The organism is Comamonas flocculans (assembly GCF_007954405.1).
In the GTDB taxonomy this organism is placed as follows: Bacteria; Pseudomonadota; Gammaproteobacteria; order Burkholderiales; family Burkholderiaceae_C; genus Comamonas_C; species Comamonas_C flocculans.
Genome location: NZ_CP042344.1, coordinates 560222 through 574012, shown reverse-complemented (window position 1 = coordinate 574012; position 13791 = coordinate 560222). Strand labels below are relative to the sequence as shown.

At 67.6% G+C, this 13791-nt stretch carries 13 protein-coding genes; 6 read left to right on the top strand and 7 right to left on the bottom strand.

Annotated features, from left to right (window positions below):
* Positions 1–6: 6 nt before the first annotated feature.
* The 3 genes from FOZ74_RS02915 to FOZ74_RS02905 are packed head-to-tail and all read right to left on the bottom strand — an operon-like array spanning position 7 to position 2686.
* The gene (locus FOZ74_RS02915) at positions 7–834 is read right to left on the bottom strand and encodes an ABC transporter permease (protein ID WP_146911667.1); all 828 of its coding nucleotides are present in this window, start codon (positions 832–834) and stop codon (positions 7–9) included.
* Between the two features lie 10 nt (positions 835–844).
* A complete protein-coding gene (locus tag FOZ74_RS02910) occupies positions 845–1657 on the bottom strand; it encodes an ABC transporter ATP-binding protein (protein ID WP_146911666.1) in 813 nt (270 codons plus the stop codon).
* 6 nt (positions 1658–1663) lie between these two features.
* Positions 1664–2686 carry an ABC transporter substrate-binding protein gene (locus FOZ74_RS02905; protein ID WP_146911665.1) on the bottom strand — a complete coding sequence of 341 codons (1023 nt, stop codon included), beginning with the start codon at positions 2684–2686 and terminating at the stop codon, positions 1664–1666.
* A 99-nt stretch (positions 2687–2785) separates the two neighbouring features.
* On the opposite strand from FOZ74_RS02905, the gene FOZ74_RS02900 reads away from it, so the two are divergent.
* A complete protein-coding gene (locus FOZ74_RS02900; RefSeq protein ID WP_146911664.1) occupies positions 2786–3406 on the top strand; it encodes a Maf family protein in 621 nt (206 codons plus the stop codon).
* A 29-nt stretch (positions 3407–3435) separates the two neighbouring features.
* Positions 3436–4917 carry a ribonuclease G gene (gene rng / locus FOZ74_RS02895; protein ID WP_146911663.1) on the top strand — a complete coding sequence of 494 codons (1482 nt, stop codon included), beginning with the start codon at positions 3436–3438 and terminating at the stop codon, positions 4915–4917.
* Positions 4918–5058: 141 nt separating this feature from the next.
* On the opposite strand, the gene FOZ74_RS02890 is transcribed toward rng, so the two are convergent.
* From FOZ74_RS02890 to lptF, 4 genes are read right to left on the bottom strand one after another with little or no spacing between them, the layout of a single operon-like run.
* Positions 5059–6210 (bottom strand): pyridoxal phosphate-dependent aminotransferase, encoded by a 1152-nt coding sequence (locus FOZ74_RS02890; RefSeq protein WP_146911662.1) that lies wholly within the window; start codon positions 6208–6210, stop codon positions 5059–5061.
* A gap of 57 nt (positions 6211–6267) precedes the next feature.
* Positions 6268–7209, bottom strand: coding sequence for a CysB family HTH-type transcriptional regulator (locus FOZ74_RS02885; protein WP_146911661.1), 942 nt, complete (start codon positions 7207–7209; stop codon positions 6268–6270).
* Between the two features lie 53 nt (positions 7210–7262).
* Positions 7263–8363, bottom strand: a complete 1101-nt coding sequence (gene lptG / locus FOZ74_RS02880; RefSeq protein WP_146911660.1) for an LPS export ABC transporter permease LptG — start codon at positions 8361–8363, stop codon at positions 7263–7265.
* On the bottom strand, positions 8360–9454 hold the full coding sequence (lptF, locus tag FOZ74_RS02875) for an LPS export ABC transporter permease LptF (protein ID WP_146911659.1): 1095 nt from the start codon (positions 9452–9454) through the stop codon (positions 8360–8362). Before lptF ends, lptG begins: the two co-directional genes overlap by 4 nt.
* 74 nt (positions 9455–9528) lie before the next feature.
* Here lptF and FOZ74_RS02870 point away from each other — a divergent pair, with 74 nt between their 5' ends.
* The 4 genes from FOZ74_RS02870 to FOZ74_RS02855 all read left to right on the top strand — a co-directional run bounded on the left by FOZ74_RS02870 (position 9529) and on the right by FOZ74_RS02855 (position 13769).
* The gene (locus FOZ74_RS02870) at positions 9529–11004 is read left to right on the top strand and encodes a leucyl aminopeptidase (protein ID WP_146911658.1); all 1476 of its coding nucleotides are present in this window, start codon (positions 9529–9531) and stop codon (positions 11002–11004) included.
* A 170-nt stretch (positions 11005–11174) separates the two neighbouring features.
* A complete protein-coding gene (locus FOZ74_RS16025) occupies positions 11175–11348 on the top strand; it encodes a hypothetical protein (RefSeq protein ID WP_186764641.1) in 174 nt (57 codons plus the stop codon).
* Positions 11349–11650: 302 nt separating this feature from the next.
* On the top strand, positions 11651–13006 hold the full coding sequence (locus FOZ74_RS02860) for an FAD-dependent oxidoreductase (protein WP_146911656.1): 1356 nt from the start codon (positions 11651–11653) through the stop codon (positions 13004–13006).
* Positions 13007–13076: 70 nt separating this feature from the next.
* Complete coding sequence (locus FOZ74_RS02855) at positions 13077–13769, top strand: Rieske (2Fe-2S) protein (protein ID WP_146911655.1); 693 nt, start codon at positions 13077–13079, stop codon at positions 13767–13769.
* Positions 13770–13791: the final 22 nt, after the last annotated feature.

Sequence of the window (13791 nt, the reverse complement as noted above, 5' to 3'; positions counted from 1 at the left end):
GCTGAGCTACAGCCGCTCCGTCTCACCCGCCTTGGGCTGCCACACCATCAGCCGCTTTTCTATCGCGCCCACGGCCTCGTCCAGCGCCAGCGCAAAGGCGGTAAGCACCAGGATGCCCGCCATCACGGTGTTGATGTCAAAACTGCCCTCGGCCTGCAGGATGAGGTAGCCCACGCCCCGGCTGGAGCCCAGGTATTCGCCGACGACGGCGCCGACGAAGGCCAGGCCCACGCTGGTGTGCAGCGAGCTGAAGACCCAGCTCGTCGCGCTGGGCAGATAGACGTGGCGCAAGAGCTGGCGCTGGCTGGCACCCAGCATGCGGGCATTGGCCAGCACCACGGGGCTCACCTCCTTCACGCCCTGGTAGACGTTGAAGAAGACGATGAAGAACACGAGGGTGACGCCCAGCGCCACCTTGGAGCCCATGCCCAGGCCGAACCACACCGCGAAGATGGGCGCGAGGATGATGCGCGGCATGGCGTTCATGGCCTTGATGTAGGGGTCCATGATGGCCGAGGCCATGGGCGAGAGTGCCAGCCACAGGCCGCAGGCCAGGCCCCCGACCGCCCCGATGGCAAAGGCCATGACGGTTTCGGCCAGCGTCACCCACAGGTGCTGGTAAATGTCCGCGTCGGTGAAGAACCAGTCCTGGATCACGCCGAAGATCTTCAGCGGCTCGCCGAAGAAGAAGGCCGCCTGCCGGTCGTTGTCGAACATGAAGGGCGGGATCAGCCCCGGCTTGGTCATCACGTGCCAGAACACGAAGAGCAGCACCAGCAGGCCCAGCTGCCACAGGCGCAGCGTGGCCGGGCGCGGTTTGATCAGGTTCCACATGCTTGCGCCCTCATGCCTTCTTGAGTTGCTGCGCGTAGCCCTTGAGCACTTCGCCCCGCAGCTCGGCCCAGATGGCCGCGTGCAGCTCCAGGAAGCGCGGCTGGGTCTTGACCTCGGCCACGTCGCGCGGGCGCGGCAGGTCGATGGCGAATTCGCCCATGGGGTGCGAGGCCGGGCCGGCGCTCAAGACGACGACGCGGTCGCTCATGGCGATGGCTTCATCGAGGTCGTGGGTGATGAAGAGCACGGCCTTTTTCTTCGCGTGCCACAGGTCCAGCACCTCGTTTTCCATCAGCTGGCGCGTCTGGATGTCCAGGGCGGAAAAGGGCTCGTCCATCAGGATGATGTCGGGGTCCAGCACCAGGGTTTGCGCCAGGCTGGCGCGCTTTCTCATGCCGCCGCTCATCTGGTGCGGATAGCGGTCGCCGAATTCCGCCAGGCCCACGCGCGCCAGCCATTCCTGCGCCTGCGCGCGCGCCTCGAGTTCGGGTGCGCCGCGAAACTGCAGCCCGGCCATGACATTGGCCAGCGCCGTGCGCCAGGGCATCAGGCTTTCGGCCTGGAACATGTAGCCGGCGCGCCGGTTGATGCCGGACAGCGGCTCGCCGAAGATGCTGACGCTGCCCACGCTGGGCGCGAGCAGCCCGGCCGCGACGTTGAGCAGCGTGCTCTTGCCGCAGCCGGTGGGGCCCACCACGCTGACGAATTCGCCCGCGCCCACGGTCAAGTCCACGTCCTGCACCGCGGTGTAGCGCTGGCCGGGGTTGTCCTTGCTCACGAAGGTGCAGGCCACACCCTGCAGCACGATGGCCGGATCGGTCATGCGCGCTCAGCCCTTGGGGTACTTGGCGTTGGCCTTTTTGGCAAACGCGTTGGTGTAGAGCGCATCCAGGTCCACCTTGGCCGCGGCGATCTTCTTGTCGATGCTGGCCATGGCGCGATAGGCGGTGGCTGCGCCCTTGGCCGGGAACAGCCCGTCGTGCGACAGTGCCTGCTTGGCCGCGAGGAAGCCGTCGATGTAGACCGCGCGGTCGCCCAGCAGGTAGCTCTCGGGCACCACCTTGATCACGTCGCCCGCGCCGGCCTGCTGGATCCACTTGTCGGCGCGCACGATGGCGTTGGCCAGCGCCTGCGCGGTGTGCGGGTTCTTGTCCAGGAAGGGCTGGGGCGCGTACAGGCAGGCGGCGGGCATGGGGCCGCCGAAGACCTTTTCCGCCTCGTCCAGGCGGCGCGTGTCCGAGATGATCTTCAGGTCGCCCGAGCGCGCCAGCAGCGTGGCTACCGGGTCGAGGTTGGAGATGGCGTCGATCTGGCCCGCGCGCATGGCCGCTACCGCGCCGCTGCCCGCGCCCACGCCGACGAAGCTCACGTCCGTGGGCTTGAGCCCACCCTTGGCCAGCACGAAGTTGGCCACGATGTTGGTCGAGCTGCCCGGCGCCGTGACGCCGATCTTCTTGCCCTTGAGGTCGGCGATTTCCTTGTAGTCGGGCATGGTCTTGGGGTTCACGCCCAGCACGATCTGCGGCGCCGCGCCCTGCAGCACGAAGGCGCGCATCGGCTGGCCCTTCAGTTGCATGCTGATGGTGTGCTCGAACGCGCCCGAGACCACGTCCGCGCTGCCGCCGACCACCGCCTGCAGCGCCTTGGAGCCGCCGGCAAAGTCGACGATGGTCACGTCCAGCCCCTCGTCCTTGAAGTAGCCCAGCTGCTCGGCAATCGTCAGCGGCAGGTAATAGAACAGGTTCTTGCCGCCGACCGAGATGGTGATCTTGGTCTTTTCCAGTGCCTGTGCCAGGCCCAGGCTGGGGAGGGCGGCGGCCAGGCCGGCCGCAATCAGTTCGCGTCTTTGCATGAAATGTCTCCGGTGGGTGTCGAACGGCGAAAATCATAGCCCGTGTCGCGCTGCGCGGGTGCGGCAACAGGCATGGGGGCATGTCGGACAATTTGCGCCATGCCCGATTTCATTTATCTTGCCTCCCAAAGCCCGCGCCGTGGCCGGCTGCTCGATCAGCTGGGCGTGCGCCATCTGCCCCTGCTGCCCAATGCGCCCGGCGACGTGGCCGAAGACGCCGAGGGCCTGGAGCAGGTGGCACGCGGCGAGGCGCCGGCCACCTATGTGCAGCGCGCCACCGGGCTGAAGCTGGACGCGGCCGTCGCCCGGCGCGAGCGGCGCGGCCTGGCGCCTGCGCCCATCCTGTGCGCCGACACCACGGTGGCGCTGGGGCGCGAGATCCTGGGCAAGCCCCTGGATGCGCAGGACGCGGCGCGCATGCTCGCCAGCCTCTCGGGACGCGAGCACCGGGTGCTGACCGCCGTGGCGCTGCAGGTGGATGGGCCAAGGCGGCTGGTGGCGCTTTCGGTCTCGCGCGTGCGCTTTGCGCCGCTGACCGCCCGCCAGATCGATGCCTACGTGGCCAGCGGCGAGCCGCTGGGCAAGGCCGGCGCCTACGCCATCCAGGGCGCGGCGGCGCAGCATGTGCGGCATCTGAGCGGCAGTTACAGCGGCGTGATGGGCCTGCCGCTGTTTGAGACGGCGCAATTGCTGCGCCTGGCCGGCGTTCTGGCGTCTTGATGCATGATGAGGGCAACAAGAAAGCCAAGATGCAAAACGACATATTGATCAACTGGTCGCCGCAGGAGACGCGCGTGGCGGTGGTTGAAAACGGTGCGGTGCAGGAGCTGCACGTGGAGCGCACCCTGGAGCGCGGCCTGGTGGGCAACATCTATCTGGGCAAGGTATCGCGCGTGTTGCCGGGCATGCAGTCGGCCTTCATCGACATCGGCCTGGAGCGCGCGGCCTTTCTGCATGTGGCTGACGTCTGGCAGCGCGCCGAGAACGGCGAGGGCGCGGTGCGCCGGGGCGAGTCCCAGGTGCCGATAGAAAGGCAGGTCTTCGAAGGCCAGCCTCTGATGGTGCAGGTCATCAAGGACCCGATAGGCACCAAGGGCGCGCGCCTGTCCACGCAGATCAGCGTGGCCGGGCATTTGCTGGTGTTCCTGCCCCAGGACAACCATGTGGGGGTGTCGCAAAAGATCGCCCCCGAAGAGCGCGAGGCGCTGCGCGAGCGCTTGCTGCAGCTGGTGGCCGAAGCCGGCGCCGGGGCCAAGGGCGGCTTCATCCTGCGCACCAATGCCGAGGACGCAAGCGATGCCGAGCTGCGCGAGGACATCGCCTACCTGCGCAAGACCTGGGCCGGCATCCGCGCCGCCGCGCAGCGCCTGCCGGCCATGTCGCTGCTGCACCAGGACCTGAACCTGCTGCAGCGCGTGCTGCGCGACCTGGTGGGCGAGCAGACGCAAAGCGTGCGCATCGACTCGCGCGAGCAGTTTGCCGCGCTGCAGGCCTACGGCCTGGAATACATGCCCAAGGCGGTGGAGCGCCTGCAGCTGTACAAAGGGGAGCGTCCGATCTTTGACCTGTTCGGCATCGATGAGGAAATCGGCCGTGCGCTGGGGCGGCGCGTGGAGCTCAAGTCCGGCGGCTACCTGATCGTGGACCAGACCGAGGCGTTGACCACCATCGACGTGAACACCGGCGGCTATGTGGGCGCGCGCAATTTCGACGAAACCATCTTCAAGACCAATCTGGAGGCCGCGGGCACCATCGCGCGCCAGCTGCGCCTGCGCAACCTGGGCGGCATCGTGGTGGTGGACTTCATCGACATGGCGCGCCCCGAGCATCAGGAGATGGTGCTCGATGAGCTGAAAAAATACCTGCGGCGCGACCGGGTGAAGACCGTGGTGGGGGGGTTTTCACCGCTGGGGCTGGTCGAGATGACGCGCAAGCGCACCCGCGAATCCTTGGCGCACATGCTGTGCGAGCCGTGCCCCACCTGCCACGGCGTGGGCGAGATCAAGACCGCGCGCACCGTCTGCTACGACATCCTGCGCGAGGTGCTGCGCGAGGCGCGCCAGTTCAATCCGCGCGAGTTTCGCGTGATTGCCGCGCCCAAGGTGGTGGAGCTGTTTCTGGACGAGGAAAGCCAGCACCTGGCGGGCCTGTCGGACTTCATCGGCAAGCCGATCTCGCTGCAGGCCGAGGGAGCGCTGCGGCCGGGGCAGTACGACATCGTGCTGATGTAAGCAAACCTGGTCGCGGCGCCTTGCGCATTGCCGCCTGGTTTGGCGCACCAAGTCGTGCCGAACTCTCAAAAATAGAGCTGCCAGCGCTTGCTGGGCAAGCGTTTGAGGCCGATTTGACTGATATTTTTCAGGTTAATCCATTCACAGCTTGCGCAGCCGCGCCAGCGCCTCGCGCAGCGTCTCGTCGCGCTTGGCGTAGCAAAAGCGCACCACATGCTGGTCAAACCCGTCGGCGTAGAAGGCCGACAGCGGAATCGCCGCCACGCCGATCTCGCGCGTGAGCCATTGGCAGAACTCGGCGTCGGGCAGGTCGCTGACGGCGGAAATGTCCACGCACTGGAAGAAGCTGCCTGAAGACGGCAGCAGCTTGAGGCGCGAGCCCGCCAGTCCCTCGCGGAACAAATCGCGCTTGGCCTGGTAGAAGGCGCTCAGGCCGTCGTAGCTGGCGGGATCGGCCATGTAGGCGGCGATGCCGTGCTGCATGGGCGTGTTCACGCTGAACACGTTGAACTGGTGCACCTTGCGAAATTCCGCCGTCAGCGCGGCGGGGGCGCAGACCGAGCCCACCTTCCAGCCCGTCACGTGCAGGGTCTTGCCAAAGCTCGACACCACGAAGGCGCGCTCGGCCAGACCGGGAAAGCGTGCGCTGCTCTGGTGCTGCCCGCCGTCGTAGACCATGTGCTCATAGACCTCGTCGGACAGCAGCAGCACCCTGGTGGGGGCCAGCACCTCCTGCAGAGCACGCATGTCCTCGGCCGTCCAGACGCTGGCGCTGGGGTTGTGCGGGGTGTTGACGATGAGCAGGCGCGTGCGGGGCGTGATGGCGGCGGCGATCTTGCCCACGTCGGGCCTGAAGCTCGCCGGCGTGAGCGGCACATGCACCGCCACGCCGCCGGCCAGCGCGATGCTCGGCAAATAGCTGTCGTAGCAGGGGTCGAGCACGATCACCTCGTCGCCCGGATGCACGCAGGCGAGGATGGCGGTGAGGATGGCCTGCGTGGCGCCAGCGGTGATGGTCACCTCCGCATCCACGTCGTAATGCCGACCGTACAAAGCCTCGGTCTTGCGGCTGACCACCTCGCGCAGCGCGTGCACGCCTGCCATGGGCGGGTACTGGTTGTGACCGGCCTGCATGGCCTGAGTCACTGCCCCGGTCAGCGCCGCATCGCAGGAAAAATCGGGGAAGCCCTGGCCGAGGTTGACCGCGCCGTGCTCCACCGCCAGGGCGGACATGACGGTGAAGATGGTGGTGCCCACGTCGGGCAGGCGGCTGGGGAAGTGGGGTGTGGTCATGGTGAATGCCCGGGTCTTGAGCCCGCTGAACGCCAGGCGCCCAGCGCTCAAGCGGTTTCAAAGTCCGTAATCTTCCGCCTGTCCCGACATCGCGCGCTCGATCAGCTGGCGGTTCAGGCGGTCGCTGGCCAGTTCGGCCAGACGGTAGACGAAGTGGCGCAGCCAGGCGCCGCGCTTGAAGGCGATGCGCGCCACGCTGTGCCCGAACAGGTGGCCCGTGGGGCGCGCGATCAGGTCGGGCGGCAGGCCCTCGCGCGTGGCCATCTCGGCGACGATGCCCACGCCCATGCCCAGGCGCACATAGGTGTTGATCACGTCGGAGTCCATGGCTTCGAGCACCACGCGCGGCTGCAGCCGGCGCGCGGCAAAGGCGCTGTCGATGCGGCTGCGGCCAGTGAACGAGGGGTGGTAGGTGATGAGCGATTCATGCGCCAGGTCTTCGATGTCCACGCGCTCCTTGCGCGCCAGCGGGTGCGTGGTGGGCAGCACCAGCACGTGCTGCCATTCGTAGCTGGGCAGGGTGACGAGCTCGGGGTAGTCGGCCAGCGACTCGGTGGCCATGCCGATCTCGGCCACTTCGTCGAGCACCATGCGCGCCACCTCGTCGGGCTTGGCCTGGTGCAGGCTGACGTTGACCTTGGGGTATTGCTCACGCAACTTGGCCACCGCGGGTGGCAGCACGTAGCGCGCCTGGGTGTGGGTGGTGGCGATCGAGAGGGTGCCGCTGTCCTGGGCGCTGAACTGCTCGCCGATGCGCTTGAGGTTGCCCACCTCGCGCATGATCACCTCGATGCTCTTGAGCACGTGCTGCCCCGGCTCGGTGATGCGCTTGAGCCGCTTGCCGTGGCGCGCGAAGATGTCCACGCCCAGCTCGTCTTCCAGCTCCAGGATGGCCTTGGAGACGCCCGGTTGCGAGGTGTGCAAGGCCTTGGCCGCTTCGGTGAGGTTGAGCTGGCGGCGGGCGGCTTCCCGGACGAAGCGGAATTGGTGCAGGTTCATAACCTAAACGGAATATAAAACGCGTTTATTATGCATTCTATGGGCGCCGCAAGCTATTGCCGCAAGACCAGCCAGCCAAAGGCGCCGAGCGAGAGCACCGAATAGATCAGCCCCGGCGCGGCTGCGCTCAGCCAGGGCGACCAGTTCTGCAGATTGCCCGCGAAGCCGAAGACGTTGTTCAACAGGAAGAAGCTGATGCCGGCCATCACTCCGCCGAACACATAGGCCGCCATGCCGCCGGAGCGAAAGTGCAGATAGGCAAAGGGCAGCGACAGCACCACCATCACCAGGCAGGACAGCGGGTAGAACACCTTGTGCCAGAGCTCGATCTCGTAGCGCTGCGCCTTCTGGCCATTGGCCTGCAGGTGGCGCACATACAAAAACAGGTCGAGCGTGGCCATCTTCTGCGGATTGAGCAGCGAGGCGGCCACCATCGAGGAGGTGATGCGCGTCGGCCAGAGCCACTGTGCGTCGCTCTCGCGCAGCACGCGCGCCTCGTCGGTGCCGGTGTGCAGGAAGGTGTTGCGCGCCACCTGCGTGAGCTCCCAGCCGTCCTCGGTGAAGCGCGCCGCGTCGGCGCGCGCGCTCATCGCCAGGTGGCCGTCGGCGTCGAAGGCGAAGATGCGCACGCCGCGCATGTCGCCACCGGGCTCCAGCGCGCGCACGTTCACCGCGTAGGACTGCTCGCCCTGCTGCTCCTTGAGCCAGGCGCCGGTGAGGCCCGTGCTCAGCGGCCCGAACTGGCGCGCGCGCACGATGTCGGCCGCGCGTTCGCTCGCCGGTGCCACGTAGTCGCCGATGGCAAAGGTGCCCAGCGCAAACACCAGGCCGAGCAGCGCCGCCGCGCCCAGCGCACGCCAGGGCCCGAGGCCGCTGGTGCGCATGATGGTGAATTCCGAGTTCTGCGCCAGCCGCGCCATGACGAAGATGGTGCCTATCAGCACCGTGATGGGCAGCAGCTCATAGACGTGCTGGGGCTGGCGCAGCAGCACGTACACGAGCGCGCTCGACAGCGTGTAGCCCGGCCCGACCGAGCCGGCCACGCGCAGCTCATCGACCATGTCGAAGAAGAAGAACAGCGCGATGAAGGCCAGCGTGACGAAGCCCACGCTGAGCGCGACCTCGCGAAACAGGTAGCGGCGCAGGGTCTTCATGCCGTGCGCCTCGCCGCCAGCAGGCTGCGCCAGCTCCAGTGGTTGTGGCGCACCAGCAGGATCGCCAAGCCCAGCGCCAGCACGCTGCCGTGCAGCGCCAGCATCAGTGCGGGCAGGCTCAGGCGCTCGGCCTCCACCCAGCGCTGGCCCACGTTCATCAGGTTGTAGTAGGCCATGAAGGCAAACAGCGCGGCCATGACACCTGCGCTGCGCCCCGCGCGCGGCTGCACCACCGCCAGCGCCAGGCCGAGCACCACCAGGTTGAGTACCGCGAACACCAGGCCCAGGCGCCAGCCCAGTTCGGCCAGCAGCGCCGGCGCACCGCTGGTGGCAAGCTGCCAGGACGCGGTGGTCTTGGCCGAGGGTGCGCCCGGCGTGGCGCCCTGGGCGTTGCCGACCTGCGTGCCGTATTCGACAAACTCGCTCACGCGCAGGCCGGGTTTGTCCAGCATCATTTCGACGCGTTCACCGTTGTTCAGGATGGCGATGCGCTGGCCGTCCTGCACCTTCAGGCGCGCGCTCTGCGCCGAGGTCACCGTCTCGCGCTCGGGCGTGGTGGAGGCGATGAAGATCTTGCTCGCCGCGTTGGCCCCGGGCGTGTCCTTGTCGATGAAGAACACGCGCGTGCCGCCGGCGGTCTCCTGGAATTCGCCGGGAGCGATGCGGTCCACGTCGCTGCGCTGCTCGTAGCGCGTCTTCAGTTCATCGATCTGCTGGTTGGCCCAGGGCCAGACGACGAGTGCCAGCGCCCCCACCGCCAGCATCACCGGCCAGGCAAAGCGCAGCAGCGGCGCGAGCACCTGCAGCAGGCCGCGCCCGGCGCCGAACCAGATCACCATCTCGCTGTCGCGGTACATGCGCGCCAGGGTGCTGACGATGGCCACGAACAGGCTCAGACTGAGTATCGTGGGCAGGTGCCCGAGCACCGTGAAGCCCATCACCAGCAGCACGTCGGCGGGTGCCACCCCGCCGCGCGAGGCCAGGCCCAGCGTGCGCACCAGCATGATGGTCATGACCACGGTGACCAGCACGATGAGCGTCGCGCCGAAGCTGCGCGCCAGCTCCTTGCGGATGGATGAATCGAATAACATTGATTGGAGACCGACCAGGCAGGGGCCGCGCCGCGCGCAGGGACGCGCGCCAGCCGCTGAAGAGAAAGACCAACATGGATTTTGAACTGAAAACGATGTCGCTGGCCGCCGCCCGTACCGAGCGCTGCGATTTGCTGGTGCTGCTGGTGGGCGAGGGCTTCGAGCCCGCGCAGGACGCGCTTTCGGCGCTGGCGGCGCTGGCGCTCAAGCAGGGCGACCTGAAAACCGGCGCGGCGAGCATGCTGCAGTGCTATGCGCCGCCCACCGTCACGGCGCGCCGCGTGGTGCTGCTGGGCAGCGGCCAGGGCACCGCAGCCGAGCTGCGCAAGGCGGCGCTGGCGCTGGCGCCGCTGCTCAAGGCGGGCAAGACGCTCAAGCGCGCTGCCTTCATCTTTGCCCAAGCGCCCGCGCCGGAGGCATTGGGCGCGCTGGTGCGCTCGCTCGCTCAGGCCAGCTATGTCTACACCACCACCAAGGGCAAGGGCAGGGCCGAACCGCGCACGCTCGCGCGCGTGACGGTCGGCGTGCCCCAGGCGGCGGCGCTGCGCGCAGCCTTCGATGCGGCGGTTGCGGTCGTCGCCGGCGTGGAATTCGCCCGCGAATGGGCCAACCGCCCGGCCAACCATGCCACGCCCACGCTGCTGGGCGAAGCCGCGCGCTCGCTCGCGCGCCAGGGCACCATCCGCTGCAAGCTGCACGGCCCCGAGCAGGTGGCCAAGCTTGGCATGGGCGCCTTCATGGCGGTGGCGCAAGGCTCGGCCGAGCCGCTGCGCTTCATCGAGCTGCACTACCAGGGCGCGGCCAGGTCGCAGGCGCCGGTGGTGCTGGTGGGCAAGGGCATCACCTTTGATGCCGGCGGCATCTCCATCAAGCCGGCTGCCGGCATGGACGAGATGAAGTTCGACATGGGTGGCGCAGCCAGCGTGCTGGGGACCTTTCGCGCGCTGGCCGAACTCAAGCCCAAGATCAATGTGGTGGGCCTGATCCCGAGCTGCGAAAACCTGCCCGGCGGCAAGGCCGTGAAGCCCGGCGACGTGGTCACCAGCATGAGCGGGCAGACCATAGAGGTCCTCAACACCGACGCCGAAGGGCGCCTGGTGCTGTGCGACGCGCTGGAGTACGCGCGGCGCTTCAAGCCGGCGGCGGTGGTGGACCTGGCCACGCTCACCGGCGCCTGCGTGATTGCGCTCGGCGGCGTGCGCAGCGGGTTGTTTGCCAACGACGAGGAGCTGGCCGCGCGCCTGCAGGCAGCGGGTGAGGCCGCGCTCGACCCCTGCTGGCGCATGCCGCTGGACGAGGACTACGCCGAGGGGCTCAAGAGCGCCTTCGCCGATGTGGCCAACGTGGCCGGGCGGGAGGCCGGCGCGGTAACGGCGGCCAAGTTCCTGCAGCGCTTTGTGGGCGCTTTCCCCTGGGCGCACCTGGACATCGCCGGCACGGCCTGGAAATCCGGCGCGGCCAAGGGGGCGACGGGTCGCCCGGTCGGCCTGCTGGTGCACTACCTGCTGGGTCTGGCCGAGAGCGCCCCCCGCGCGCAGCGGCGCAAGTGAACATGGCCCGCTCCAACGCGCCGCCGCGCTTCGTGCCCACGCTGACCGACGTGGTGCAGGTGCCTGAGCCCGCGCAGCAGCCTGCGCCCGCATCTGCGCCGGCGCCTTTTGTTCCTGCGGCACCCGCGTCCGTGTCGCCGCCTTCCTGGGCTGCGCGGACGGCGCCCACGATGGCTGAGGCATCGCCGGCTGCGCCGGTGGTGAGCCCCGAGCTGGTCGCCAAGATCGCCGATCGCGTGCAGGCCGTCTTGCAGGAGCGCATGGCCCTGGCCCTGCACTCGGCCTTGCGCGACATGCGCCCGCTGGTGCACGACGCGGTGATCCAGGCACTCAAGCAGCGTTGAGCACCACGGCGCAGGGCGCTCGCCGCGCTTTGCACGCAGCGGTTTAGACCAAACAGCCGTGGGGCGCTACGATTTTTTGCTTATTTTCTAATATGTCCGCGCGTTGATGCATGTACCTACAATGAAACGCAGGGGGACAAACGCATGCGTTCGTGGGTCCCGGCTCCAGTAGTCTGCGGTTGGCAGTGCACCAGACCATGCGCCTGATGTTCGTTTGATTTGCCGTTTTCTCTGTCCGGTGGCTAGAGGGTGTTGCGTGAAGCTCCTTCACGGTTTTTCACCACGACACACAGGAGAGAGCAATGTCGGATCGCAGAGGTTTCTTGAAGAGCAGCGGGCTGGCCCTGGCCGCTGGTGCCACGGGTGTGGCAGTGGGCACCACCGGTTGTGCCACGGCAGCAGCGCCGGCCGCACCGGCCGTGGTGACGGGGCGTCTGGCCGCCCTGCCCCAGGCCAGGGGGCCAAGGCTGGTGGTGGTGGGTGGCGGCACATCGGGCCTGACCATCGCCAAATACGCCAAGAAGGAATTTCCCAGGTTCGACGTCGTGCTGGTGGAAAAGCGCGACATGTATTCCTCCTGCTTTACCAGCAACCTCTGGTATGCGGGCCTGATCACGCTGGAGAACCTGGCCAACCACAGCTTCCTGGATGCGGCGGTCAACAACCACTACACCTATTTCAATGCCACGGTGACGGGACTGGACCGCGCCGGCAAGACCCTGGTGACCAGCGAAGGCGACATCAAGTACGACTATCTGGTGATCGCCCCGGGCATCTCCTACGACTACGACAAGATCGGTGTCTCGGACATCGACAGCAAGACCGCGCTGCGCCAGGTCTATCCCGGCGGCTTCGTCTCGCCGACCGAACACGTCACGCTGCACCGCAAGATCCGCGAGTTCGAGGGCGGCACCTTCGTGCAGACCGTGCCCGGCGGCAACTACCGCTGCCTGCCCGCGCCGTACGAGCGCGCCTGCCTGATCGCCTCGCTGATCAAGAAGAACAAGCTCAAGGGCAAGGTGGTGATCCTGGACGCGAATCCGGACGTGACCATCAAGGCCAAGGGTTTCCATGCGGCGTTTGACGAGCTGTACACGGGCATCATCGACTACAAGCCGAACTCGGCCGTCAAGGGGGTGGACGTGGCCAGGCGCACCATCGAAACGGACTTCGACAGCGTGCAGTTCGACGACGCGGCGATTTACCCCAACGTGCGCGCCTCCACGCTGATCGAGCAGCTGGGCCTGCTGGCTCCGGCCACCAAGTCCAACCAGAAGGAAGCCGACATCGACACGCGCTTCTACAACATCGTGGGCGACACCTCGGTGTACGTGACCGGCGACTCGCGCCCGCACCCTTACTCCAAGAGCGCCAACACCTCCAACACCGAGGCGCACTACGTGGCCAAGGTGCTGGCTGCGCGCGCGCAGGGCAGGGAGATTGCCTGGAGTACGCCCGAGACGATCTGCTATTCGGTGGTCAACGCCTTCCCGATGCAGGCCATTTCGGTCAAGGCGCACTACGTCTACGACGCGGGCAAGGACGCCATCACCGGCTTCTCGCCCGACACCCAGGTGTTCGAGAACCGCGACGCCGCCAAGGGCCAGGCCACGCTGGAATGGGCCAAGGGCCTGTACCGCGACATGTTCAATGCCTGAGGGCGCGCGCCGCCATTGAGGCACGAGGCCACCGGCGCGTGGCCTTTCTTCGCATACTGCAGGAGGCGCGATGGATCGCAGATGTTTCACGCAGTGGTGCTCGGGCGCGCTGCTGGGACCGGGCCTGACGGGCTGGGCCGCGGCGCTCGAAGACTATCCCCGCACCCTCCTGGTGCACCCCGACGGCGCGCCGCTGAAGGCGACCGAGGTGGGCACCGAAGAGGCGATGGTGTTTGCCTACCCGCTCAAGGGCGTGCCGTGCTATCTCATCAACCTGGGCGAGCGCAGCGCCGCCACCGGGCCGCTGGCATCGCCCGACGATGGCGACTACAGCAACCCGCCGGGCGTGGGCCCGAAAGGCAAGCTCGTGGCCTTCGTGGCGATCTGCACGCACCAGCTCAGCTACCCGACGCCGGCCGCCAGCTATCTGCGCTACGCCGCGTCCGGCAGCGAGCTTGGCGGCGGGCCGGGGCGCATCGTCTGCTGCGCGCACGGCAGCGTCTACGACCCGGCGCATGGCGCCGCGCCCGTCTCCGGCCCGTCGCAGTACCCCTTGCTGCCAGTGCGCCTGGAGCACGACGCGGCCAGCGACCGGCTGTTTGCCACCGGCGCGGTCGGGCGCAACTTCTTCGCGCGCTTTTTCCAGAATTTCAAGGGCGAGCTGATCGAACGCCATGGCCCCGGCGTCTACCGCCAGGAAGTCGAGGGCGATGCGGTCACCGTGCCGCTGAGTACCTATTCGCGCCTGGTGCCGGCCTGTTGAGGGTCCAGGAGCCCCTGCTCCG